Here is a 25,298-nt window from a genome sequence, read left to right as displayed (position 1 = left end):
CCTTGATTAATTTAACTCTACAACAGCTTTTATCACGTTTGAGTCTGTTTTTAACCAACTTGGAAATGTCTTAATCACGTTGTGAAAAGATGTTCGATGTGTAATAAAAGCAGAAATATCAATGTTTCGTTTCTTCAATACATCGTGGACGAATTGAAAATCTTCCAAAGTGGCATTTCGACTTCCCAATAATGTTGTTTCACGTTTATGAAAATCTGGATCATAAAATTGGATAGGTTGTTTGACAAGACCTACATATATAAGCTGCCCTCCATAAGATATGTAATTAAAAGCGGTTTCCATAGATTGCTTATTTCCCGTTGCGTCAAATACAGTCGGAACAAACATTCCGTTTGTGATGTCTGTCAGTTCTTCGACGGGAGCCCCTAGAGCATCTATTGTCTCCTCGACCCCCAACCAATCCTCACAAAATTCAAGCCGCTGTTTATTAACATCCATAGCAATAACTTTCGCACCAATTTCTTTAGCTAATAGCATTACTCCTAAACCGATAGGTCCGGCTCCAATTACAAGGATCCCGTCCCCTTCCTTTATTTTGGCTCTCCGAATTGCATGAGCACCTATAGCTAGTGGTTCTAGTAATACAGCTTCATCCAGTGTCAAATCATTAACCTGAATTAAATTCTGCAGCGGCACGACAAGGTATTCCTGCATACCTCCATCTTGGTGCACCCCAATTACTTTCAACCTTGCACAACAATTTGTTTTTCCTAGTTTACATGCTGAACAATTTTCACAATGGAGATACGGAATAATTGCCACTTGATCACCTTTTTCAAAATTTGTTTCCATCTCGTTCACTTCTTCAATCTTTCCCGCTAATTCATGTCCAAGGATTCTAGGGTAGGTAAAAAAAGGTTGGTCTCCTTTAAAAGCGTGTATATCTGTTCCACAAATACCTATACGTTGGATTTTTACCAGTGCATGTTTTGGAGCCAGGAGTGGTTTCTCCACATCTATGAAAGAAAGTCTCTCAGGTTCATTACATATTATTTGCTTCATAGATATTCTCCTCCGAGTCGAGAAACTTTCTGATGGTAGTCAGGCTTTCCACTAGGCCATGTTCTATTTTTAATAGGTGCTAGGATGGAAAGAACCTCTTGAAGTAAACTCTCATTAACCGTCTCTTCCATCCACTCTATATTTTTCTGCATATTCTTTACACTTGCACTACTCACTAACGTTGTTGGTATTTGTTCATTTCTTGTAGAAAATTGAATGGCAAGCTTGGCGATGTCTTCACCATGAGTTGAGCAGTAGTCTGCAGCTTTTTTACAAGTGCGAATAACTTCATGATCTGCGGGGTGCCAGGAAGGCGTTTCGTTTGAGTGTAACAATCCCATAGATAAAGGAGATGCATTAACAATGCCTACTTTATTGTTAATGCAATCGGGAATTAATTCTAATAACGACATATCATTTAAAGAATAATGGCAATACGATAGAATCACATCCAAGTTTGTTTCCTCCATTGTTTTCTTTAAGACTGGTAAAGGAAGGGCAGATACACCAAAAAATCTAATATAGCCCTGTTCTTTTAAATATTTAAGTGCTGGGATACCTTCTTCGATCACTTGAGCATAGTTTCCAAACTCAATATCATGTAAATAAAGGAGATCCAGATAATCCGTATTTAATCGATGTAAACTTTCCTGTCCACTTTTGATAATCCGGTTATAAGAGAAATCAAACAAATCCCCGCCATATCTGCCCGCTTTAGAGGATAAAATTATTTTGTCTCGAGGAAGCTCCTTGAGTGCTTTTCCTAACACAACCTCTGCTTTTGTTGCGCCGTAATAAGGCGATACATCGATATAATTCACCCCTGCATCCACTGCAGCATGTACGGTATTTATTCCTTCTTTTTCATCAATATCCCGAAAGACAGACCCCAGGGAAGATGCTCCAAAACTCAAGGGCGAAACAAAAAGTCCAGTTTTTCCTAAAGCTCTATACTTCAAATTGATCACCTTCCCCTAATTTATAGAATTCGTATGCATTTGTTCCGAAAAGCAGTTCCATTTCATGTTTGCTAAGCTTTTCACGTAAACTTTCTTCTATAATCGTAATGACATCCGTATAACTACCGGCTAACAAACATACCGGCCAGTCGCTTCCCATCATGATTCGGTGAGAACCAAAGCACTCTATGATGTGATCAATATAAAGTTTAAAATCATCTGTTTCCCAATTTGGTCGGGATTCCGTAATCATTCCTGATATTTTGCAAAAGAGCTCCGGATAGGATGATAAGGCTTTCATTTTTTCACACCAAGGATGTAAGAGTTGCCTGTGAATATCCGGTTTGCCTAAATGGTCAATGACACCTCGCAGATGCGGTACTTCCTCCATCAGTTTAACGAGGGTTCCCAGTTGTTGATGAGTTACAAGTAAATCTACTGGCAAACCTATGTTAGCAAAATAGGTAAATGCCTCTAAGTATCGTTGATTTAAAACAATTGTTTCATCTTCCATATCTTGCATCATGATCCTAATGCCTAAAAACTTAGAATTTGACTGAAAGCTTTTAAGCTGCTCTTTGTAATTGTCCTTTTCTAGATCCAACCAACCTACTATTCCTGCAATAGAATCTTCCTTATTACCTAATTTTAATAGAAACTCTGTTTCTGAAATACTTGCTGCTGCCTGAACAAGAATTGTCCGATCAATATTATGATCAATTAACTCATTTTTTAAATCACTCGGATAAAAGTTGCGATAAAGCAATGAAAGATCTTGTGTGATCCATCCGTAGTCATCACGTGATATATCCCAGTAATGCTGGTGGGCATCTATTCTCATAGCACAACCTCCAATTGTATTTCCATTTATCATACCATCAATCAAAAGATATATTTATAGCTATAACCGTTTACTTTATACCTTTTTTTGATATGATAAGATTTAGCCTTAAAATAATTTCATAAACGAAAGAGGACATGAAAATGACCGTTATTCGCAAGAAAATGCCTGAACATAATCTCCTTCCTTTCTTCCTTGTATATAAAGATACAAAAGAAGCTCAACAAGAATTACCTAATCACCTTCATGATTGGCATGAAATCATATATATTCATCAAGGCAATGGAACATTTTATATTAGCCCTGAATTCTACGAGGTAAATGCAGGTAATTTATTAGTTGTTCCCGCAAACACAGTACATTTCACCTCACCCAATGCTTCTAAGTTGATTACATCTACCGCCTTATTTTTTAAACCTGAACTAGTTACTAAATTTCAATTTTTCAATGATCTTGCTTACACTAAGCTTTTTCAATCCAATGAAGAAGATCAATCAAATTTTCTTTACACTTTTTCAGCAAAGCATAGCATTGAATTAGAACACCAATTATCGAACTTAAATGAAGAAAATATAGAAATGGGATCTGACTACAAACAAGCTGTAATATTACAACTACATCTGTTTCTTATAGACATTCATCGGTATTCTGTTCCCAACACAAAAAATGAAAATTTGAATCAAACACCTTGGATACAAGAAGCAATTCAATTTATTGATAGCAATTTAGTTCGTTCACTATCTTTAGAGATATTAGCTAAAAGAGCAGCTGTTTCCTCCTCACATTTCAGCAGAGTCTTTAAGTTTCATATCGGAATGAATATTAACGAATTCATTCGTATGAAAAGAATCTCCCTCGCTAAAAAATTACTTAGCGAGGAAAGTGACACTATTGAAGCAATTGCGAGAAATTCAGGGTTTACAAGTATGCCTCATTTTTTTAGGACTTTTAAAAAATACACAAAACTCACTCCAAGAGAGTTCCGCAAAAAACAGTGAATTTTCATAATCGAGAACTTTTCAAAACAAATCTCCCACCCTGTAGTAATAGACCTGAAACAGATCTTAATTCATTACCTTCTATTAGTAAAACCCTTTATATAAAGGGTTTTCACTAGGTATATTCAAATATACCTGTATTAACGCAGAGAATAATATGTTAAGATTTTAAGTGAACATGAGAGGAGGCAGTATGGATAAAATCAATGTATTTCTTGATGATTACCGGACGTGCCCAGTAGATTATTTTCTCGTGGAAACTATTGATGATTGTCTTCTAATGATGAAGGATAATGAAATAAACCAACTATCATTAGATCATGACTTAGAAAATAAGTATCGTAATGGTTTCATGCTTGTGGAAATGATGGTCGCCAAACAACTTTTTGCGGAGAGTATTACGATTCACTCAGCAAATGTAGGTGCCGGAAAAGCGATGTATAAGTACTTAAAAAGCGCTCAAGATGAATGGAAAATGCCGCTGAACATTATCATAAAATTACGTCCACTACCTTTAAGATAGGAACGATTTGTTGAATCTTGTCCTATTATAATGAACACTTCAAACAATTCTTTTACCTAGACTTATTACTATCGTGCACTTAAACGGGTTAATGACCGTTATGTATCCGTTTAGGTGCTTCATACATATCCTCATCATTTTATTTCCTTCCAATTGCAAATATCATATCTCTTCCTTCATTCAACCTTCGCTAAAGTTAATTGACTCATCTAAACCTTTTATCTTTAATAACCTATTTCATAAATACTTATAACGAAACAGTTGATTAGTATCATACGAAAATGATAAAGTTGATTTCAGTTTATGGATGGAGATAATTAATTGTCATTTATTATCTATGACTTCAAGCCTCAAATTAGTTATAATAGAGTATAGAAATTGAAATCAATGAGACAGCATCAATCTAATTTGATGAAGAAAGATGTCTGAGGGGGAGAATAAGTTGAGTAACGAAAAGCAATTGCAAAAAGAAGCTATGCATATGTTAAAGCTCACTAGCAGAACTTTTTACATACCGATCACTCTTCTAGAACCTACATTAAAAAAGGCTGTAGCCTCCGCGTATTTGTGTATGCGTGCGATAGATGAAATTGAAGATAATGAAATGCTTGATTCAGCAACAAAACAACATTTGTTAAAAGAGACAAGTTTTCTTTTAAAGAACACCTTTGACAATGAAGCTTACACTCAATTACTAGCTCCATATAAAAGCCTTCTTCCCGAAGTGACAGTAAGACTTGGTGATTGGCTTGCCTTCTGTCCCACTGGTATAGTTGAAAAAGTAAAAGAGTCAACAAGTACGATGGCCGAGGGTATGGCACTTTGGGCAAAGAAAAACTGGCATATAAAAACAAAAGAAGATCTAAATGATTATACGTACTATGTAGCTGGCTTAGTTGGTGTCATGCTTTCAGACATTTGGGAATGGCGCGATGGCACCAAAACAGACAGAGAATTTGCGATAGGTTATGGCCGTGGTTTGCAAACAGTTAATATTTTACGCAATATCGAGGAAGATAAAGAACGCGGTGTTTCTTTTATACCTTATGGTTGGGACATCGATGATACGTTCCAATACGCAGAGAATAATTTGGCGTTAGGTGATGAATACATGAAAGATATAAACAGCCGGAGTATCCTCGTATTTTGTAAGATTCCGTTAGAATTGGCAAAGAAAACACTTAAAGCATTGAAAAGCGGCAGAGAAAAGATGTCCAGAACTGAAGTCGAAGAAACTGTAGATGAGATTCGCAAAGTAAATCAGTGATAAAATTGACATGATTACTTTTTTATACGATGGCTAACGTACTACCAAAAAAGGAACTATCACGTGAACCACGTGATAGTTCCTTTTTTCTTTTTTTCTCTCACCGAGTTCTGCAGGAATAGAAACAATCGGTTTGCAGGTGACATATAATCGCGGTACCCGTTTAAGCATTGCCCGCTGATGACGTCTACCTAGGAAAGATTCAAGTACTTTCTTTAAAAAACTTCGTTTCTAACCGATCAACAAAGCCTTTCAATACTACCCCAATGACGACATATATAGGGCCGGCATACCAAAGCTTCCATTGTAACGGAATAAATATATCCACTTTAACAAATGCTGGTTCAGCTACAAAAACTGCAAAAAAAGCTAAAAGTATCAATAAAATACTATAAGCTAACCATGATTTTGTGTATTGATATAAAAGCATATAACTTACTGGAACGATCGCGATATCAACCGTATATAACTGGCCTAAAGAAGGATATAGATTATAAGGATATACCCAAAATCCTAATGTAGCACCTATATCATCCAATAATAATGCTAACGTGCTTGTACTCAACCCTATCACTAACATGGATTTTATCCGTTTGCGATCCACCACAATTACCCAGATCATCCATAGGGCAATAGTAATTATTAAAAGAATCCACCATTGATGGGAAAAAAGAACATTTTCAAAAAAGTGCTCTTTTTGTGAATAAGTATAGTTTTCCTTAACTTTAATAATATCATTTATAATTTCGGGATTCATTCATATAAGTCACCTTTCCAATGCTATTTATCCTCTATGTTTTGTTTTCTATAAAAATATATACATTGTAAAATAATTTCAAGGATAAATGATATTTTTAAGGAAAACCTATCCTTTAACAAGGGACTTTTTTTTAAGATAAGAATTTATAAAATTAGCAGCTATCTTTACGCCACAAGTATCAAGGGAAACCCACATCCATTCGAGTAGCACCTACACGCACTACGTAGGTGCTACTCGGGGGGGTGGCTTTAAAGATCACGCTGTATTTAATAAAAGACGGCTATGCCGTTTTTCTTATAGGGGTTTTTTATATGGACAATTATAAAAATGATAACACTGCAAGGCGATATACAGCTCACGTAAGCATTCTTGGTACAACACAATTACACAAAAGAAACCCTTATGCCGTTGCTTGGTGGAGCGCAGCTTTTCCGGGGTTCGGTCACCTTCTTTTATCTAAATACCTTCGTGGATTTGTACTTTTTGTCTGGGAAGTTATTGTAAATCTTCAATCGCATATTAATATAGCGATTGCTTATTCCTTTCAAGGGAATTTCGAATCGGCAATAAGCGTGTTAGATACGAGGTGGGTCTTGTTATATACTCCTGTTTATTTTTTTGGCATATGGGATAGTTATCGAACGACGGTAGACTTGAACAAAATTTATATTCTCGCAGAGCGGGAGCAGCATACTTTCAATACATTTAGTATTGCTGCACTGGAAATTAACTATCTAGACAAAAGAAATCCTATTATGTCAGCAATCTGGTCATTATTTATTCCCGGCTTAGGCCAGCTTTATATTCATCGAATTGTTACAGCCTCTTTTGTGATTATTTGGTCTTTAATATTTCTTTACTTTTCTCATTCACTTGAAGCGATAGTTTTTTTATTCTTAGGGGATATTCAACAGTCAACCGCAGTTTTAGATGTGCAATGGTTCTTATTCCTACCCTCTACCTACGGATTTTCAATCTATGATTCCTATGTAAATACGATTGAAAATAATAAGCTTTTTGAAAAAGAACAACGGAAATTTCTTAAAGATAATTATCAGCAGCCGAATTTTCAAATTATAAAAGGAAAAAAGGTGAAATAGTAACTATGCAGCTATTGTCCACTTTTGAAAATACTATTTATTTAGAGATGGCTATTTCAATACTCGAAAAAAAAGGGATAAAAAGAGAAAATATCTTTGCCGTTCCACTTGATAACCGAGTCGAAGAACGTAAGCTCTTTGACAGTATCCATAAGTCAGATGGTACCTCTCTCATTGATATAGCAGCTGCACTCGCAACTGCTTTCTCTGTTATAGGTGTGAGCATTGGTTTTAAATTGGCGTGGGGACCTATTTTTTCAGGGTTAATTGCTGCATTTATTGGCTTCGTCATAGGATTGGCGATTAGATTGTATACAGAGTTTATCCTTAAAAAGCGAAAAAGGGTTCTAAGAGGCAAACAATCTGAGGTCATTCTAATTATTGAATGTGAAGATAGAGAAGGAGATTTAGTGGAAAATATTTTGTGGGAACATCTGGCTTTGGGTGTAGCCAAAGTAATTTGATGAATATGTTCCCGAAACAAAAATTAGCAGACTTTTATATCTATTTTGTTTCACTGATTCATGGAGAGCTTTTAGAAATGCAGAAGAATCTTTGTGCCGCATAGAGAAGTTACGAGTCCTCTCTATAACTCCTCAATAACTCGCGTGGATGAGTGAAGCTGCCCCGATGAGTCCTGAATTTTGTTGAAGTCCCGCTGGCACAATTTCTGTTGTTCTTCCGGAAGGATTCAAGGCAAATTTCGATACATAGTTTTTAATAGCCTGGAACAATGGATCTCCTATCTGGGATACACCGCCTCCGATAACGATTTTTTCCGGATCAAGCATGTTAATCAGAGCCACGCATCCCATCCCAATATATTCAAAGGATTGCTCGACCAATTGTTGCATTTCTCGGTTACCTTTGTCTGCTAGTTTAAAAACTTCTTGCGTTGTGAGGCTCTGACCTTGAAGTTCAGAGCCCCTTCTGGCAATAGCTGTTCCAGACGCAATAAATTCCCAACATCCTTTTTGCCCGCAAGAACATGTCCCTCTAGATGGATCGATGACGATATGTCCGATATCTCCTGCATTTCCTGATGTTCCTTGGAAAAGCTTGGAATCGGAGAAAAAGCCCGCACCTATGCCAGTGCTGATCGTTAAATAAACGAAATCTTTACTATCGGTAGCAGCACCTATCCATTTTTCAGCAACAGCTGCTGCATTTGCATCATTTTCCAAGATGATCTTTGTTCCTGATTGAAAATAGTCCTGCAAGTTTTTTACAAGGTGATAGTCCCACCATCCGGGTAAATTAGGAGGAGCAGTAATGATTCCTTCTTTAGGATTTAGAGGACCAGGTGCTCCAATGCCTATCCCCCGTAAATCACTTGCGGTCAACTTACTTACTTTCAATAATTGATTCACAGATGCAGCAATTTTTTTCACCATTTGATCTGGTGTTACTTTTTTATCCATTTTGATCGTTTCACTTTTATGTATTTCACCAAAGCTATCTACTATACCAATTGCAATTTTAGTTCCGCCGATATCAATCCCTACCGCAAACTCTTTCATCGTCAAATTTCTCCTTTACTTATTCTATTCTTGCTCTTTTTTAGCTTCCATTTTTTTAAATGTTACTATTGCGAACCACATGATGCATAGACTTGTCGTACTTATCGCAAAAAAGAAAAGTAGGGCAGGAAATTTCAAAGTAAGATAAAAAATAATAATCGTTCCTGCAAGCATCGCAAAAACCATATGCGGAAACGAAATACTAATAAGCATCATATATTTTAAATAGGTAAAAGTTTTAAGGTCAAAATGTACAAGCACAGGGAACAGGAAAAAAGACATCAAAATAAAGATACATACAGCGATATAAAATACTCCCATTAAAAAATAAAACGTTGTCCCTTCAAACGTAATGATAAACGAATAGTCGATATAGAGTATCCACCCGACAAAAGCCATTCCTAACGTAAAGAAATTTGCTCGCAAAAACTCCGTTCGATATGAACGCCAAAATGTCGGAAAAATCGCTATCTCCACGTCTTCCGTGATCCACTTTCTTGTTACAGCAAACGTTGCTGCCGTTGCTGGACCTAAGCCAAACACGACTAACCCGACTAAGGTAAATACAACCCAAAGAATATTTAGATAGGCTAATCTCATAATCCACTCTGTTAATTTATAAAAACCACCAATTAATCCTTTATTGTCCATACAATCAACTTCCTTTTACAGCTTCTTTAGATTTATTAAGTTCTGATCGATTCAAGTGAGACGCCGCAGAGCATTTAGCTCGAAGATACTCGTGGATCATCCATACGAAAACCTGCATGGAAGAGCTATCTTTAATTTAACACATCACGCAGTGTAAAAATACGCAATATTAACTTATCAAGACACTATTTGTTCCGTAATGTTTACAAACATTCATTATTGTTCATATAATAGAGGGATACAATACGCGCTTACGGAGGGAAACAATGCTTTCAGTGGAACGTCACGAAAAAATCTTACATCAACTAGATAAGAATACCATTATTAAAGTGTCTGACTTGAGTGCACTGCTTCAAGTCACGGAAAAAACGATTCGGATTGATTTAGAAACATTAGAGAAAAACGGACTTTTAAAACGAATTCATGGTGGGGCAACCATTCTTGAGGAAGAGAATCCAATTTTGCCAATTAAAAAAAGACAATTGCAACATGGGGAAGTGAAGAATGCAATTGCAGAAGAAGCGTTGAAAATGATTCAAGAAAACGACACCTTGTTAATTGACGGTGGAAGTACTACACAAGCACTTGCAGCATTATTAGGCGACTTCCCTGTCACTGTTATCACAAATGATATTAACATCGCTTACGAGTTGTTAACGAAAGAACGTGTCCAGTTAATGATGGTAGGTGGCACCCGGATTGGGACTTCTGGTTCTCTTTTTGGATCCGAAGCCTCTAATCTTCTAAAACGAATTCGGGTGAATAACATCTTTTTTGGGACAACTGGAATTTCTCTTGAAAATGGTCTTACGGTGCTTAATGGCATCCACGCCGATTGGAAAAAAGAGGCTCTTTCTTGTTCCGAACATGTTACTCTCTTAGCTGACGCAACGAAGTTTGAAAAGGATGCACTCATTCAATTTGCCAGTGTCGAAGATCTTAGTCATATTATTACGGATGTTTCTCTCAATGATGATCTCTATCAAAAGTTTTTACAATCAGGAGTACCTGTAACAAGAGTTAGTTTTTAATTTCCTACATCTTTATCATCAAAGGTTGTTTGGAAGAATTATCGCTCCCTTTCCGCGGATGATCCGCAGGAGTCTCGCGGATTCTTCCAAACAACATTTTTTTATATGGAAGAAGAAAACTCCCTTAAAGGTCTTCTAAAATTCCCGATAATTCCTCAAAGTTGTCTCCCACTAAATAATCAATCCTAGTAGTCATCTTTTCAGTCTCGGGATTAACGGCGGTAAAACCTCGGTAAACTGCTTCTTCTTCCAGTTCAATGAAGCCAAATTCAACTCCCACTGCGTAATCTGTATCTGACAGCACCGGAAATTCCAATCCATTCACTTCTCGAAGTGTTAAGTGGCTTTCTGGATCACTTGGACTAATCGCATAAACCGAATAACCAAGTTCTTCAATTTCTTCTAACTTTGAGTTCAGCTGAACTAGCTGAGATAAACATTGTTGTCAGGTGACTCCAGTAAAATACAGGTACAATGCTTTTTCATCAGTAAAAATATCAACTTCCTCTCCTGCCGAATTCAACAGAGTAAAGTCATAATCATCAGCATTATATTCACTTCCGGATTCATCATCAGAAGCACAAGCTGTAACAATTAATAAGAATAATACAGCACTTATGCCACGAAACATTAATTTCTTCATTATTTAACCCCTTTCTTGAATTACTATATCCTAGATTACCATTTAAACGAAGATCTTCACAAGGAAACAGGATGTTATAAACATTGTGACTATAAGAAAAACGGCAGAGCCGTCTTTTATTAAAGACTTCGTTCATTGAATGTTATTTTTAGGAAGGGTATTTACTTGAATTTGGTTACTTTAATTAGAACAGTGTGTTTGCTCGAATCCGCTCACCAGGGTCTCAAGGATTCTTAAAAAACAAAGTTCGGATTTTATAGAGACCTATAAATAATAATATTTCTAGTTTGTGATGTAAATCACATCTTCACAAAAACGAATACGATACATTTAACTTACAAGAAAAAAGGAGGAATTTATATGGAAGCTATATTTAATGAAACTACTAAAACTGGTGATATTGTTACCCGTTTTCCTAAAGCGAGTCAAGTTTTTAAAGAATATCGAATTGATTTTTGTTGCGGTGGAAACCGTCCAATAGGTGAAGCCATTAAAGAAAAAAATCTAAATGGAATAGAAGTCTTATCAACACTAAATACATTATACGAAGAAACAAAACGATTGAATAATCAAAACACGAATTGGAACGAAGCAACTTACTCCACGTTAATTGACCATATTATAAATAAACATCACGCGTATCTAAGTGATGTTTTGCCCGAGTTAAGCAGATTTGTGACAAAAGTATACCGAGTACACGGGGAAGGACATCCTGAATTGGAAGCTGTTTTCAACCTGTTTCATAAACTTAAAATGGAATTGGAACATCACTTGATTCAAGAAGAAGAAAGAGTTTTTCCAAAGATACTTGCCTATGAAAAAAATGGATCTAAGTCAGATTTGGATGCTGCCCTTCAAACGATTGAAGTGTTGGAGTCAGAACATGAAGCTGCTGGAGATATTTTAAAAGAACTTCGATCAGTAACGAATGATTACCTGCTGCCTGAAGGTGCTTGCACAACGTATACCTTAACCTACCTTAAATTAGAAGAGGTTGAATCAGATTTATTTCAGCACATTCACCTTGAAAACAATATCCTGTTTCCACGCCTGGCAAACGAAGCATTATAAAAACGGTTAGCATTTACAAATACACGAAGGGAAACCCTTCGTGTATTTTTTTGTATTATTCACGGTTAATCTAAGTGATTACGTTTATTTCTAAACCGCTTTTTGTGGTATGATGACTTCAAATATTTCGCTTGAGGTGAAACCATTGAAATTACTTTACATCATTATTGCAGTAGCATTTATCGATACATTTTCTCAGTTGCCTATTATCGCACCTTTTTCCAGCAGTCTTGGTGCAACTCCACTCTTGATAGGTATCATCATTGGAATGTACTCGTTTTCTAATATTATCGGCAATATATTATCAGGAATTTGGACTGATAAAATTGGCCCGAAGAAGGTTCTTTGCATCGGAATGCTTACAGTCGGAGTGATTGTCTTCTTTTACTCCGTTGTCACTACCCCATATCAGTTATTATTCGTCCGATTTTTACACGGAATAGCAGGAGGATTTATTGTTCCCGCAGCATTTACTTTCTTTGGCTCTAAAGATAAACGAAAATCTAATGGAAAAACAATGGCCTTTTCCGGTGCCTCTGTGGGAACTGCTGCAATCCTAGGTCCAGCTGCCGGAGCGTTAATTAGTGCGAGACTCGGGTTTGATTGGCTCTTTTATATCATTGCTTCAGCGATGATCTTTTTCGGGTTACTTGCCGTATTTTTCTTAAAAGAAAAACCGAATACAGGTGAGGCAACTTCTATAAAATTACAAGAAATAAAGCCTGTCACTAAGACTGGTTTTACTCTTTTTAAAAAACCGCTTCTTCACGCATACATATCCATTTTCTTACTTCTTTTCACACTAGGAGTTCTAACATATTCACTACCTCTAAAGGTAGAAGCACTTCTGATCAGCTCGGAGATAACAGGTATTCTATTAAGTACCTTTGGAACGGTGGCCATATTATTTTTTCTTCTTCCTACGAATAAATTATTTGATAAGCTGAATAAGTCATTACTGATGAACTACGGACTAGCAACGATAGCTTTGGCCTTATTCCTTCTTTCATTATCATCCACTCTGATCCATATGGTATTTGCAATGGTGGTTTACGGAATAGGATTTGCCTTACTTTTCCCGTCTACTAGTGCGACTGTGATCGAGTTTTCAAAGGAAAAGGAACGAGGAAAAGCATTTGGAGTCTTTTATTCTTGTTTCTCCTTAGGTGTTGTTGGTGGCTCATTTTTTGCCGGATCTCTGGCACTCACTCCTTCTTCGTCTTTTTTAGTGAGTGCACTTTTGCTAGTCATTATTGTTTCAGCAATATTTATATCTAAGAAAAACGCGTAGCATCTTTTGTTAAATAACTAAGAATTAAATATCTATTTTGTTGCTATATTATTATGGAAGCTTGTTTGGAAGAATGACCGCTCTCTTTCCGTGGATTCTTCGTTTACGTAACCGTTATTGTTACTGGACTAATAGTAAAGCAAAAACCTCGTATCCATGTCAGGCATGATTACGAGGTTTATTCATTTTACTCTTTTCTTTCCACTTCTTCACAACACTCAAAGATCCAATAATACTAAACAAATAGCTTAGAATAACGCCATGCATAATGACTCCGAAAATAGTCAGTAAGGTAATGATTACTGTTCCAACTGTTGTTTGCGGATCAATCGTTGAATAACCGAAAAAAACTAGAGATGCGAGGCCACCTATAAATGCATCAACATAACTTTCTAACCCTGGTTCTAGTAGATATAACGGAATAATACTTGCAAATAAAACGAAAAAAACTCCAGGTATAATGTCTGAAAAGTGTTGCTTTCGTATTTTTTCTATCACTGGTTTTGTATAGTATTTTGTAATTACTTTTAATCTTAAAAAATGAAGAATTCTTGCAATCCTTGCCATTTGAAATATCGCATCTAAGGGGATAATGGCAATGATGATAAATGGATTACTTTTAATAAACTGCAATTTATTCTCGACATGATAGATTCTATATAGGAAATCAACGAAAAATATCGCCCACGTTCCCCATATAATCACGGAATCATATTTCGTTTGATGCCAAATGGTTGCCACTGCACCTATAGCCAATATGACCATACAGCCTTCATAAATCAATTCGAGAATGCCCTTTCTTTCCTTTTCATAATCTGGTTCCTGTATCATACGGTTCTCCTTCAAGAAAGATAATATATTCTCTTACTTTATCACACTAGCTTCTCTCCCACTGATAAACAACGAAATACTTTAAATAATTTCACATAATCTTTTTTTGTTACTAAGGAACTAGATTAATCGCTCGAATATCATCGGTTTTTGAATAATTAACAGTTTAACTAGTCTTTTCCATGTAAATTAGTGGAACTTTTAAAAGGGTGTTTCTTTAACTGTGTTATACTGGGATTCGAGAGAAAAGTTTGATATTTATATTAAAAACACCTTAACATTTGCTGCCCATTCGTCTGCTTAGCTTTCTACTAAAATGGATAGGTGTTTTTTTGTTATATATATTGCCATAAAATTTTTCCTCTTAAAGACGAAACGGGCAAATATGATAGGAGTGGAAGCATGAAGGAAACTGCAATTATTTATTGTGAAGGTAAATTTGGAACGATGGACGGGAAAACTGCAAACGGGCTAGTTAGAAGCTCTAGGAATTACAAGATTGCCGGTGTGATTGATAGTACTAAAGCTGGTATGGATGCTGGAGAGTATCTGGAGAATGTTAAGAATGGTATTCCTATATTTGAGAATCTTGATAGCGCTTTCGAAAACTTGCCAAGGATTCCTGATCAATTCGTATTCGGACTTGCTCCTTCTGAAGGACTTCTAAAAAATGAGGAAAGAAACATTGTGTTTCAAGCAATGGAAAATGGATTGCATATCGTAAATCCTTTGCATGAATTCTTAACGGATGACGAAGAATTTATGAATCACGCTGAGAAATGTAATGTTCGCATAAATGATGTTAGAAAACCGCCTGCTAAAAAAGACATGCATCTTTTTTCAGGAAGAATATTAGATGTAAGAACACCGATCGTAGCTGTTTTAGGCACAGATAGTGCCGTAGGAAAAAGAACAACATCCGTACTGCTTGAAGAGGCTTTATTAGATATGGGCTTGAACGTTGCCTTTGTTGCAACTGGACAAACGGGACTTATTCAAGGTGCAAAATACGGAGTAGCGATTGATGCGATACCGTCTCAATTTATGACCGGAGAGATTGAGAATCAAGTTTTAAGAGCTTATGAAAATGAAGAACCTGACATCATTATTGTGGAGGGTCAAGGAGCATTAAGTCATCCTGCATATATAAGTTCATGTGGAATTATAAGAGGATCAAGACCTGGTTCAGTTATTATTCAGCATCCGCCAAAACGAAAAAATCTAGGTGATTTTGAATATATGCCAATGCCTTCCATTGAAAGTGAAATCGAACTTATTGAAGGCTTTTCACAAGCAAAAGTTATCGCGGTAACGATTAATCATGAGAATATGTCAGATGAAGAGATACAGGATGCGGTAACAGAATACGAACGTGATCTTAAACTCTCTACTTCCGATGTGCTAAAGCATGGTTGTGGTAAACTCATTGAATCTATTTTTGAAACTTATCCTGATTTGAAAAATAAGCAGAAAAGAGCACTTTATAATTGATCAATTCTGGTACGCCCAGAGTCGAAATCAACCTTCTTAAAATTGCTCATAATATAGATAAACTCATCCATTTATATGGAACTAAGGGACTCGATATTATGGGTGTTACAAAAGGTGTTTGTGGAAGTCCAGCGATTGCTAAGCTAATGGTTGATAAAGGAATTCTACTTATTGCAGACACCAAATTGGCAAACTTACAAAAAATGAACGAGGCTAACATTAAAGCAGAATTTGTTTTATTAAGGACGCCAGCTTTAAGTGAAATAAATTTGGTAGTTCAATATGCTACTATTAGCATGAACACCGAGCTAGAAGTTATTAAAAAGCTTTCTGAAGCAGCTGCCAATTCTTTCTCCGTCCATGAAATTATCCTAATGATTGAAATGGGCGATTTACGGGAGGGGATTATGCCAGCTGATCTCGATGAGGTGATTCAAGAAGTATTAACGCTTCCGGGAGTTAAAATCAGAGGTATAGGAGCTAACTTTGCCTGTTTCGGAGGTGTCAAACCAAGTACAGATAAGTTAGCTGAATTATCCTCACTGGCGGACATTATCAGGAGAACATACGACATTCCACTTTCTTGTATTTCAGGTGGTAATTCAGCTAATTACAATTGGTTTATGAACACAGAAGATACTGGTAATATTACGAATTTAAGAATCGGTGAATCTATCTACTTAGGCTGCGAAACCCTTGACCGCAGTGCTATTCCAGGGTTATATACAGATGCATTTACATTTGTTGCCGAAGTTATCGAGTCTAAACTAAAACCATCGTTGCCATACGGAGAGATTGGACAGGATGCGTTCGGGAACCATCCCCAATTTACAGATCAAGGACCAATGAAAAGAACCATTCTTGGCATCGGTTCGCAGGATGTACTTGTTTCAGGATTGGAACCTAAGCTAAATATGGAGGTCCTGGGATCAAGCAGTGACCATACCTTGCTTAACCCAAAAGAGGTCCGTTTGGAAGTGGGAGATGAAGTTGACTTCAACCTTTCTTATGGAGCACTGCTTTCAGCAATGACCTCTCCTTATGTAGCTAAAAAATATATATGAGTTTTAGGAACTGTGACTGCTTTACTAAGTCACGGTTTTTTATTTAAGTGATAAGAATTTATAAAATTGGCAGCTACCTTCACACCGCACGTATCAAGGGAAACCCTTGCTACTTAAAAGATGGCGGTGGAAGCTGACGCTGTATTTAATAAAAGACGGCTATGCCGTTTTTCTTAAATGAATGTCGATTAAATAGTCCCCTCATCCAACAAAGGCATCCTTCTGCTATTACTAAGAATAGAAGGATGCCTTTGTTAAATATAATTATTATCTTGCAAATCCACTATTTTCTCCTGTAATTTCTCATAATATAAATTTTCGTCGATGGGAAACTCTACCCAATTATCCAACCATGTTGATAGTTGCATGGCATTGGACAGTGCAAGGCTTTGAATACCTTCTTCACCAGGTGCTAATAAGGCTGATTCCATAGTAATTGCATCGACAAAATTTTGTATGATTCCTGGGTGTCCAGTTGTTGTACCACCGATCGGTACATCTATCTTCCAATACTCTGGTTCACCAAATCCTCCTTTAAATTCAAGATTAAATTCAGGTTCTGAAATACGAAGTCTCCAAAAAGTTAATCCTCCATTTTCTACTACAATTTTTCCTTGATCACCGGAAATTTCTAACCGATTCGTACCTGGGGCCTCTCCGGTTGTTGAAATAAAAACACCGGTTGCCCCATTCTCATACTCTAAATATGCTGTGACATCATCTTCAACTTCAATATTTCGATACTTACCGAAGTGACAAAAAGCTCTTAAACGAGATGGCATCATTCCAGTCACCCATTGCCATAAATCAAGCTGATGTGAACACTGATTGATAAGAACACCACCGCCTTCTCCAGCCCATGTTGCACGCCAGCTGGCGGAGTCATAATAGCTTTGAGATCGATACGAATTTGTAATGATCCAGTTTATTCTGCGGATTTCTCCTAAATCTCCCGATTGAATTAAATCTTTCACTTTCTGATAAAGCGGATTTGTCCGTTGGTTAAACATCATCGAAAAGATTTTTTCGCTTTTCTTGGATGCTTCATTCATTTCTCGTACTTGTTTCGTATATACGCCTGCTGGTTTTTCACATAATACATGGAGCCCATGTTCAAATGCTTTAATCGCTAAGCCAGAGTGAAAATAATGTGGTGTTGCAATAATCACTGCATCTACACTACCTGAATTGAAAAAGGCATCTTCGTCTGTAAACACTTTGATCTTTTCACCTGAATTTTCTTCAAAAGTCTTTGCCTGCTCCACTCTTTTCACTAAGATAGCGGTTAGTGTTGCTCCCTTAATATGTTCCCCTTGAATGTTAGCAGCATGTTTAGTACCCATTGATCCGAAACCGATAACGCCAATTCGTACATTTTTCATTAATTAACTTCCCTTCTGCACACATATCATTGGAAAACTCAGCAAGCAGCTAGCACTTTATTCGATAAATGAAACATTCTAATTGATTTTGTTCACATGTACTTCAATGATCAGTTGCCCGCCAGCAGATACTTCAATATCATATCGTCTAGACTTTTTCTTTTTTTAAATATCATGTTCGTTTTTAACAACGTTGTTATTTTATGATAAACCGGCATTTATTTCTTGTCAATCCTAATAAAACGGAAATTATTTTTGATTGCATTCTAATTTAACAATCGCTTCGAACTATTTTATAGATTGTCCGTTCTGTAATGTTGGTTTCTGCATAAGTATAGAAAGAATTGACTTACTTTATGGAGGGATGTCATGATTCCAACAATCATTATTCAAATTGCTTGGCTAATAGTCATTGCCAGATGTGGTTATAAGGCTATTAACTTGCTGAACAGTCGAATGAAACCTTGGTTTGAGATTGTATTTTATATTGCCGTTGTCATCATTTCTATATCTTTCCTATTAAAGTGAGTACCTATTTAAGAGCACTGAAAAAGTCGATGTAAACTTTTTCAGTGCTCTTTTTAGCGATAAGTTTTTATAGGACTTCACTCTATTTCATTCAAAAGTTTTTTTATCCATTCCATATTGTGTTTTAAAGATTCTTTTGTTGTACATTCTCCACTAAAGTCTTCCATGCCAATAAATCCATCATAGCCGACTGCTTTTAAATCGAGTAAAACTTGTTTCCAATCTACAACTCCTTTTTCTACTAAAGACCATGTTACCTTCCATTCCACTGTGCCATCATCCGTTTGCGGATCGACCTGCCAACTAGCGTTTTTAACATGAACATGAGCTAAATAAGGTCCTAATAATTCCAGACCCATTCGGTAATTCTCATACCCCTCATGCACCATATTTCCTGGATCATATAAGACACCAATATGCTCTGGATTACATTGATTTACTAGTCTGTACGCAAGGCCAGCGCTAGGTGCTACTGTCCCGTGATGTGTTTCAACTAAGCCTTTTATTCCGTATTGCTTACACATTTTTTCAGCTTCTATTAAATAATTTACGCCTTCATTAAATAACTCATTATAATCCTGCGTCCGGTCATATATTGGTACACCTAAACGAATACTCGACGCACCTAGCTTTTTTGCTACTTGTAGCACCTGCTCCGTTGCCTTTAAATCACCACTTGTTAAATAAGGTGTCACACTTACAACTTCAATCTGGTTTTCTTCTGTCAATGATTGTATTTCAGCTAGTTCTTTATTCGTATAATCGGGAGAAATCGTACATAAGTTATTTCTCCAAAAGCTTGGTTCTTCTTGCTTTATCTCCGAAGGGGTTTCCTTAAAACGCCATTCCACTCCGTCATAACCATATTCCTTTAGATACCCTACTAACTCTGCTGGGGTTACATCTGGTGTCATCACTGTAAATACTGAAAATTTCATATTTCCCCTGCTTTCTTTGATAGATTTGTAATGCTTCTAGTGATCAAGGCATTTTCGCTTTAATTACTTCTTTATAATGCTCAGGGGTGACTCCTGTAATCTCTTTGAATACTTTGCTGAAATGAGATGGGTGTTTAAATCCAATCAGATAACTTAATTCTGTAATCGAAAGTTTTGTATTCATTAATAACTCTATTTTTGCTTGATTAATTCTCCGATGAAATAAATAATTAAAAATCGTAACACCTGTCACTTCTTTAAAAATCTTAACTAGATAGTATTTGCTTAGAAAAAGTACTTCCCCTAGTTGGTCGAGAGTAATGTCCTCTTTGTAATGAGATTCTATAAATGTAATGATCTTTTGAACATTTTTCTCCTTTTCAGATTGTGGTTCACTGTTATAAGCTAACGATTCTTGACAGTAGGGGTATAAAAAGGCTAGCATATCCAGAAAAGCGAGTTGAAATCGGTATTGAGAGATCGCATCATCCATCTGTTTAAATTGGTTCATAGATAAAAAGAGTTGTTCCACTTCTTCCTTTTTTACATCACGAAACGAGATCCGATAAGATTGCAACGAGAAAAACGGATTCAATAAGTACTCCATACCCATTTGACGAAGCACCCCGCGGAAATGGACTTGGTCGAAATGTAGTGTGGTACGATGATACTCTTTGTTTTCAAATGTTTTTGGCCGATGCAAAGTTAAACCGTGCATCAGTATTAAATCTCCTGGTGAAAGAATATGAATCTGATCACCAATGATATAGTTGCATTCTCCGCCGTGAAAATAATAGATTTCATATTCTTCATGAGAATGAAAGTTTATATCCGGTTTAGTATTCCGGCAATAGGACAGGCTTAGTTGCGTTGAAGTAATAGATGGGATAGACATACTGCCTCCACTTACATTTTTTCTCATGATACCATAAAGTTATCCATTTTTTATTCAAAATACAGAAATACCCACCACCGTCTATTCAACTCTTATCGCTTTCTCTTGAGCTTCTAAGCAAAGCTCAGCTGCTTTAAATGCATGCTCTTGAGTCATAGCAATTTCCGTACGATTTAAACAGTCTAGAATTAGTTCGCCAAAGAATGGAAATCCTACTTTATTTTTTAGTGAATATTGCTTCTCCTCTTTGTCATTTACAAGAAACAGTTGATCTCCGCCGTCTTCGCGTGCAACATCAATATACTTCCGAATTTCAATATAACCATCGGTACCTAGAATAAATGTCCGACCATCCCCCCATGTTCTTAAGCCGTTCGGAGTATGCCAATCTACTCGAAAAAAGTTCGTAGCTCCGTTATCCCCAATCAACGTTGCATCCCCGTAATCCTCAAGTTCAGGATAGTCTTTGCTGTAATAGTTTGCCACTTTACTAGATTGGACGGTTCCGTCTTTACACTGAGCATAATGGAGAAATTGCTCAATTTGATGACTTCCAATATCACAAAGTATCCCACCATAATACTCCTTCTGAAAAAACCATTCTGGACGTTTTTCCGCAGATAAACGGTGAGGACCAAAACCAGTGACTTGGAGGACTCTTCCAATGGCACCTTCTTCAATAAGCTGCCCGGCAAATACTGCACTTTCCACATGTAATCTCTCACTGTAGTAGACCATGTATTTTAAACCTGTTTCTTCTGATTTCTTTCTAGCCTTTTCCAGTTGTTCAAATGTTGTAAATGGCGTTTTATCCGTGAAATAATCTTTTCCATTGTCCATCACTCGAAGGCCTAGCTCACAGCGTAAAGAAGGTACAGCTGCCCCAGCAATTAGTTTAACCTCTTTATCTTGCAAGATTTCGCTTTCGGATCTAGCAACTTTAACTTTTGGAAACGCCTTAACAAAAGCTTCTACTTTCAATGGGTCCGGATCATATACCCATTTAAGTTCAGCCCCCGCTTCGATTAGTCCGTTACACATCCCATAAATATGGCCGTGATCTAAAGCAATGGCACCGAAAATAAATTCCCCTTTTTGAACAACTTTCTTTTCCTTACCTTTTGGTGCATAATTCATGCCATCTTGTCGACTCATTTTATCCTTCCTCTCTTCAATGGGTTTCTTTTACATCTAGTCTCGTGATTTTGTTTTTCTTTTCAACTGTAGATGATTTAATTTTGGCTTGTAATTGTTGAAAATAGAGGTCTTCATCGATTGGGAGATCCACCCAATTATCCAACCAAGTTGACAATTGCATCGCATTGGAAAGCATAAGACCTTTGATTCCCTCTTCCCCTGGGGCAATCAAAGATGTTTTTGATTGAATCGCATCCACAAAATTTTGTGTAATTCCTTGATGACCTGTTTCTTCTCCTAATACAGGGATATCACATTTCCAACATTCTGGACTTCCAAAACCGCCTTTATATTCTTCATTAAACTGAGATTCTGGAACGCGGAGTCTCCAAAACGAAAGTTTTCCATCTTCAATCACTACTTTTCCTTGATCTCCGGCAATTTCCAGCCGATTTGTACCTGGTGCTTCACCTGTCGATGTAATAAAAACACCGGTTGCGCCATTTTCATATTCCGCAAATGCAGTTACATCATCTTCGACTTCAATATTTCGATGTTTTCCGAAATAGCAAAAGGCTCTCATTCTCGTTGGCATCATTCCTGTTATCCATTGCCATAGATCTAACTGATGTGGGCACTGATTAATTAAAACCCCACCACCTTCTCCAGCCCAGGTAGCTCTCCATCCTCCTGAGTCATAATAACTTTGAGAGCGATACCAATTTGTAATAAGCCAGTTCATGCGCCGTATTTCACCTAATTCACCGGAATGGATAAGATCCCTTAACTTTACATAAAGCGGATTCGTCCGCTGGTTATACATCATAGAATAGACCTTTCCACTATTACTTGCAGCCTCATTCATTTCTCTGACTTGCTTCGTATAAACACCTGCCGGCTTCTCACTTAACACATGAAGGCCATGATTAAATGCTTGTATAGCATACTTTGAATGGTCGTAGTGAGGAGTTGCAATAATTACTGCATCAATCAATCCTGACTGAAAGAACGCTTCACAATCATAAAACACAGCAACCTCGTGACAAATATTTTCTTTTATCCAATTTGCATGATCCTCACTTTGATCGAAAACGGCTGTCAATTTGGCGCCAGTAATCTCCTTAGTACTTAGGTATTTCGCGTGTTGCGTCCCCATTGATCCCACACCAATAATTCCCACTCGCACATCATTCATGCAACATCCATCCTTCCATTTTTATAACCTACATTTATTATAACTAAAAGCCATGTCACTCACTTCATTCTCATTGATTATAATAGTCTTTCATTTATACGATATTGGTGTGTTTCAATAGGTTTTCAACTATTCACTAAGCACAAAACACGGAATCCTATTTCGTTCTTTGTTATAATTAAACCTATATGAACATTTTTAAACAAATAAAAACTATAAGGATGTGAGTAAATGTCATTCGAAAAAAGAAGACTCGAAATCATATCATTAGCTGCGGAGCAAGCGCTAAAGCTTCCTTTTAAGAAAGATAATTTTTGGTTTTTAGACGATTTACGGGATAATTTTTATTTTGCCACTCACCTCTATGCTGCTGTACATGAAGATACAATAAGTTTATCTTCCGACAAAAAAGACTCGGAAAAACTTGCAGTTGAAGTAATTTTAGACGGATTACGTCTACAAGATCGAAGTCCTGAAAGCGATACTTACGGGCATTGGCCCCTTCATCTATCTCCGAAACCATCAGTTGCTCAGCCCCATCCATTGCCGGCCGAACTCCTTAGCAGTTTCTTTCTTCACTTTTATAATGTCTACCAAGATACGTTTCCCACTGATTTAAAAGAAGAATTGCAACGTTCCTTTCAACATATTTATGAAAGTACATTCTTGGACCGAGTCCCTGAATCGTTTAGTCATCATGAATCCAAACTATATGCAAATCAATTGATGTTTGGTCAGTATTTTAATGATCAAGCTCTTGCGAATAGAGGCTATAAAAATATGAAAGAGCTATACGAACATGTTAACGAGTATGGCTTTAGAGAATATGGAGCCCTGCCTTGGTTGTGGCATTGGACTCAAGCCGTGACTTTTGCTCGCCAATTTGTTGTAAATACTAAGTCAAGTGATCTCCTATCGAAATTATTAAACCTCCTATGGAAAAATCGTGTTGATTTTTATTTCAAAGGAACTTGGATTGGTGCCCATTCTCGTGGCCTACCTCATGACATCCCTGAGGATCGAAATAATGTCATTGATTACATCCAATTTGGAGATTTCGATATACCTAAAGCCTTGCCAAGGTTAGAAGGTGCTGGATTTCTAAATCATCAAGTATCAAACGATTTAAATGACCGGGCAACTTCTCATAAGAAAGCTTTGGAAATAAAAAAGAAAATCAACATGTATATGGAGCGTGATAAAGTAAATCACGAAGCCATTCATCATTATGTCTATATGACATCTGATTATGCTCTTGGAGGAATTTGGGAGAGAACAGAAGAACATATGAATGAGCAGCATCGCTGGGATGTTACACTTCCAATACAAACTGATGGGATCAATCAAGCCTACTTCTTTCATCCGAGTGAAGATTATGTTGCAGGTGATGAAAGACATGAAAGCAATCGTAGTAATGTGATGTTTAATAAAAATGTTATAGCAGCAACATACGACTTAACTAACTCGGGATGCAACCATGTCATTGGCGTGTTACCTAAAGGGAGTTGGCTAATTGAGGAAACAAATTTATATGGTCTTGTTGATCAAAGCTATTTTGCCATTCACCTTATGCACTCATTTAGCCACGAGAAAAAAGAGGATAGAATGCTTTTAAAAAGTGAAGGGAAAGAAAATGGTGTTGTTATGGAAGTAATAAGTACTGAAGAAGCCTCGCAATATAACATAACATCACTTAATCAGTTTAAGTCTAGCATGGAAAAGCAGAAAGCTATATTTCAAATTAATGATAACAATACATTAAAGATTAACTATCAATCTATCCATACTGATTCTCTTAGTATAGAGAGTTCCTTAGATTTGAAAGAAAAAAACTGCAAACGTACAGTGAACGGTGAAGACGTGAACTTTATAGATTACGAAGTGTAATTATTTTCAAATCAGTTACTTTCCAATTGTTAAAAAATCAATTAAGGCAGTCTGCAGATAGCAGACTGCCTTTTAAAAATTCCTAAAACTACATTTTCCTAGTCAAAAACGTCATATTACTATTAAAAAATAAAAATATACCTGTGAAAGTGATAATATATTGAATGAAGATGTCATATTGGAAGACTTATCCGCAATTTCAACTATGTCGAAAGGTCAAAATATTTCCATTATAGAGCAAAAACGTTATATGTAAACGTATACATAAACTA

At 36.6% G+C, this 25,298-nt stretch carries 25 protein-coding genes and 1 pseudogene; 12 read left to right on the top strand and 14 right to left on the bottom strand.

Annotation, left to right across the window (positions count from 1 at the left end; genetic code table 11):
- Positions 1–6 precede the first annotated feature (6 nt).
- From CEF18_RS00695 to CEF18_RS00685, 3 genes are read right to left on the bottom strand one after another with little or no spacing between them, the layout of a single operon-like run.
- A complete protein-coding gene (locus tag CEF18_RS00695; RefSeq protein ID WP_110934693.1) occupies positions 7–1,023 on the bottom strand; it encodes a zinc-binding alcohol dehydrogenase family protein in 1,017 nt (338 codons plus the stop codon).
- Entirely contained in the window at positions 1,020–1,982 is a 963-nt protein-coding gene (locus CEF18_RS00690; RefSeq protein WP_110934692.1) for an aldo/keto reductase, read from the bottom strand. Before CEF18_RS00690 ends, CEF18_RS00695 begins: the two co-directional genes overlap by 4 nt.
- Complete coding sequence (locus CEF18_RS00685; protein ID WP_110934691.1) at positions 1,972–2,823, bottom strand: amidohydrolase family protein; 852 nt, start codon at positions 2,821–2,823, stop codon at positions 1,972–1,974. The genes CEF18_RS00690 and CEF18_RS00685 overlap by 11 nt, the downstream gene beginning before the upstream one ends.
- 143 nt (positions 2,824–2,966) lie before the next feature.
- Here CEF18_RS00685 and CEF18_RS00680 point away from each other — a divergent pair, with 143 nt between their 5' ends.
- The 3 genes from CEF18_RS00680 (at position 2,967) to CEF18_RS00670 (ending at position 5,611) form a co-directional block, all read left to right on the top strand.
- Positions 2,967–3,821, top strand: coding sequence for an AraC family transcriptional regulator (locus tag CEF18_RS00680; RefSeq protein WP_183041098.1), 855 nt, complete (start codon positions 2,967–2,969; stop codon positions 3,819–3,821).
- A 193-nt stretch (positions 3,822–4,014) separates the two neighbouring features.
- The gene (locus tag CEF18_RS00675; RefSeq protein ID WP_110934689.1) at positions 4,015–4,344 is read left to right on the top strand and encodes a cyclic-phosphate processing receiver domain-containing protein; all 330 of its coding nucleotides are present in this window, start codon (positions 4,015–4,017) and stop codon (positions 4,342–4,344) included.
- Between the two features lie 442 nt (positions 4,345–4,786).
- Positions 4,787–5,611, top strand: coding sequence for a squalene/phytoene synthase family protein (locus CEF18_RS00670; protein WP_110934688.1), 825 nt, complete (start codon positions 4,787–4,789; stop codon positions 5,609–5,611).
- 202 nt (positions 5,612–5,813) lie between these two features.
- Here CEF18_RS00670 and CEF18_RS00665 read toward each other — a convergent pair whose 3' ends face one another.
- Positions 5,814–6,368 (bottom strand): CBO0543 family protein, encoded by a 555-nt coding sequence (locus CEF18_RS00665; protein ID WP_110934687.1) that lies wholly within the window; start codon positions 6,366–6,368, stop codon positions 5,814–5,816.
- A gap of 314 nt (positions 6,369–6,682) precedes the next feature.
- Between CEF18_RS00665 and CEF18_RS00660 the strand changes: the two genes are divergently transcribed.
- The gene (locus CEF18_RS00660; RefSeq protein WP_110934686.1) at positions 6,683–7,471 is read left to right on the top strand and encodes a hypothetical protein; all 789 of its coding nucleotides are present in this window, start codon (positions 6,683–6,685) and stop codon (positions 7,469–7,471) included.
- Between the two features lie 5 nt (positions 7,472–7,476).
- Positions 7,477–7,935: a hypothetical protein gene (locus CEF18_RS00655; RefSeq protein WP_110934685.1), complete on the top strand. Its 459-nt coding sequence runs from the start codon at positions 7,477–7,479 to the stop codon at positions 7,933–7,935.
- Positions 7,936–8,067: 132 nt separating this feature from the next.
- Here the strand turns inward: CEF18_RS00655 and CEF18_RS00650 are convergent, their stop codons facing one another.
- Together CEF18_RS00650 and CEF18_RS00645 are read right to left on the bottom strand one after the other, a co-directional pair.
- On the bottom strand, positions 8,068–8,991 hold the full coding sequence (locus CEF18_RS00650; RefSeq protein ID WP_110934684.1) for an ROK family protein: 924 nt from the start codon (positions 8,989–8,991) through the stop codon (positions 8,068–8,070).
- A 24-nt stretch (positions 8,992–9,015) separates the two neighbouring features.
- Positions 9,016–9,642: a YesL family protein gene (locus CEF18_RS00645; protein WP_110934683.1), complete on the bottom strand. Its 627-nt coding sequence runs from the start codon at positions 9,640–9,642 to the stop codon at positions 9,016–9,018.
- 266 nt (positions 9,643–9,908) lie between these two features.
- On the opposite strand from CEF18_RS00645, the gene CEF18_RS00640 reads away from it, so the two are divergent.
- On the top strand, positions 9,909–10,673 hold the full coding sequence (locus CEF18_RS00640; RefSeq protein WP_110934682.1) for a DeoR/GlpR family DNA-binding transcription regulator: 765 nt from the start codon (positions 9,909–9,911) through the stop codon (positions 10,671–10,673).
- A gap of 124 nt (positions 10,674–10,797) precedes the next feature.
- Here the strand turns inward: CEF18_RS00640 and CEF18_RS00635 are convergent.
- Both CEF18_RS00635 and CEF18_RS00630 read right to left on the bottom strand, forming a co-directional pair.
- Positions 10,798–11,103: pseudogene (locus CEF18_RS00635) on the bottom strand (peroxiredoxin family protein); the annotation flags it as partial.
- Positions 11,104–11,118: 15 nt separating this feature from the next.
- Positions 11,119–11,316, bottom strand: a complete 198-nt coding sequence (locus tag CEF18_RS00630) for a hypothetical protein (RefSeq protein ID WP_110934680.1) — start codon at positions 11,314–11,316, stop codon at positions 11,119–11,121.
- Between the two features lie 360 nt (positions 11,317–11,676).
- Here CEF18_RS00630 and ric point away from each other — a divergent pair, with 360 nt between their 5' ends.
- Positions 11,677–12,387, top strand: coding sequence for an iron-sulfur cluster repair di-iron protein (gene ric / locus CEF18_RS00625; RefSeq protein WP_110934679.1), 711 nt, complete (start codon positions 11,677–11,679; stop codon positions 12,385–12,387).
- 136 nt (positions 12,388–12,523) lie between these two features.
- On the top strand, positions 12,524–13,678 hold the full coding sequence (locus tag CEF18_RS00620) for an MFS transporter (RefSeq protein ID WP_407690406.1): 1,155 nt from the start codon (positions 12,524–12,526) through the stop codon (positions 13,676–13,678).
- Positions 13,679–13,837: 159 nt separating this feature from the next.
- Here the strand turns inward: CEF18_RS00620 and CEF18_RS00615 are convergent, their stop codons facing one another.
- Positions 13,838–14,509: a hypothetical protein gene (locus tag CEF18_RS00615; protein WP_110934677.1), complete on the bottom strand. Its 672-nt coding sequence runs from the start codon at positions 14,507–14,509 to the stop codon at positions 13,838–13,840.
- A 402-nt stretch (positions 14,510–14,911) separates the two neighbouring features.
- On the opposite strand from CEF18_RS00615, the gene CEF18_RS00610 reads away from it, so the two are divergent.
- The gene (locus tag CEF18_RS00610; protein WP_110934676.1) at positions 14,912–16,000 is read left to right on the top strand and encodes a DUF1611 domain-containing protein; all 1,089 of its coding nucleotides are present in this window, start codon (positions 14,912–14,914) and stop codon (positions 15,998–16,000) included.
- Positions 15,997–17,064 (top strand): alanine/ornithine racemase family PLP-dependent enzyme, encoded by a 1,068-nt coding sequence (locus CEF18_RS00605; RefSeq protein ID WP_110934675.1) that lies wholly within the window; start codon positions 15,997–15,999, stop codon positions 17,062–17,064. Before CEF18_RS00610 ends, CEF18_RS00605 begins: the two co-directional genes overlap by 4 nt.
- A gap of 254 nt (positions 17,065–17,318) precedes the next feature.
- On the opposite strand, the gene CEF18_RS00600 is transcribed toward CEF18_RS00605, so the two are convergent.
- On the bottom strand, positions 17,319–18,446 hold the full coding sequence (locus CEF18_RS00600; RefSeq protein WP_110934674.1) for a Gfo/Idh/MocA family protein: 1,128 nt from the start codon (positions 18,444–18,446) through the stop codon (positions 17,319–17,321).
- Between the two features lie 369 nt (positions 18,447–18,815).
- Here CEF18_RS00600 and CEF18_RS25660 point away from each other — a divergent pair, with 369 nt between their 5' ends.
- Positions 18,816–18,974 carry a hypothetical protein gene (locus CEF18_RS25660; protein WP_183041100.1) on the top strand — a complete coding sequence of 53 codons (159 nt, stop codon included), beginning with the start codon at positions 18,816–18,818 and terminating at the stop codon, positions 18,972–18,974.
- 77 nt (positions 18,975–19,051) lie between these two features.
- On the opposite strand, the gene CEF18_RS00595 is transcribed toward CEF18_RS25660, so the two are convergent.
- The 4 genes from CEF18_RS00595 to CEF18_RS00580 all read right to left on the bottom strand — a co-directional run bounded on the left by CEF18_RS00595 (position 19,052) and on the right by CEF18_RS00580 (position 23,139).
- Positions 19,052–19,912: a sugar phosphate isomerase/epimerase family protein gene (locus CEF18_RS00595; RefSeq protein ID WP_110934673.1), complete on the bottom strand. Its 861-nt coding sequence runs from the start codon at positions 19,910–19,912 to the stop codon at positions 19,052–19,054.
- Between the two features lie 43 nt (positions 19,913–19,955).
- A complete protein-coding gene (locus CEF18_RS00590) occupies positions 19,956–20,807 on the bottom strand; it encodes a helix-turn-helix domain-containing protein (protein ID WP_190238671.1) in 852 nt (283 codons plus the stop codon).
- 81 nt (positions 20,808–20,888) lie between these two features.
- A complete protein-coding gene (locus CEF18_RS00585; protein ID WP_110934671.1) occupies positions 20,889–21,962 on the bottom strand; it encodes a Gfo/Idh/MocA family protein in 1,074 nt (357 codons plus the stop codon).
- A 16-nt stretch (positions 21,963–21,978) separates the two neighbouring features.
- Positions 21,979–23,139 (bottom strand): Gfo/Idh/MocA family protein, encoded by a 1,161-nt coding sequence (locus tag CEF18_RS00580; protein ID WP_110934670.1) that lies wholly within the window; start codon positions 23,137–23,139, stop codon positions 21,979–21,981.
- A gap of 231 nt (positions 23,140–23,370) precedes the next feature.
- On the opposite strand from CEF18_RS00580, the gene CEF18_RS00575 reads away from it, so the two are divergent.
- Positions 23,371–25,026 carry a hypothetical protein gene (locus tag CEF18_RS00575; RefSeq protein WP_110934669.1) on the top strand — a complete coding sequence of 552 codons (1,656 nt, stop codon included), beginning with the start codon at positions 23,371–23,373 and terminating at the stop codon, positions 25,024–25,026.
- The last annotated feature ends 272 nt before the right edge of the window (positions 25,027–25,298 follow it).

This window comes from Salipaludibacillus neizhouensis (assembly GCF_002886185.1).
Lineage (GTDB): Bacteria > Bacillota > Bacilli > Bacillales > Salisediminibacteriaceae > Salipaludibacillus > Salipaludibacillus neizhouensis.
The sequence above is the reverse complement of the archived record's forward strand: the minus strand, read 5'-3'. Positions and strand labels throughout refer to the sequence as shown.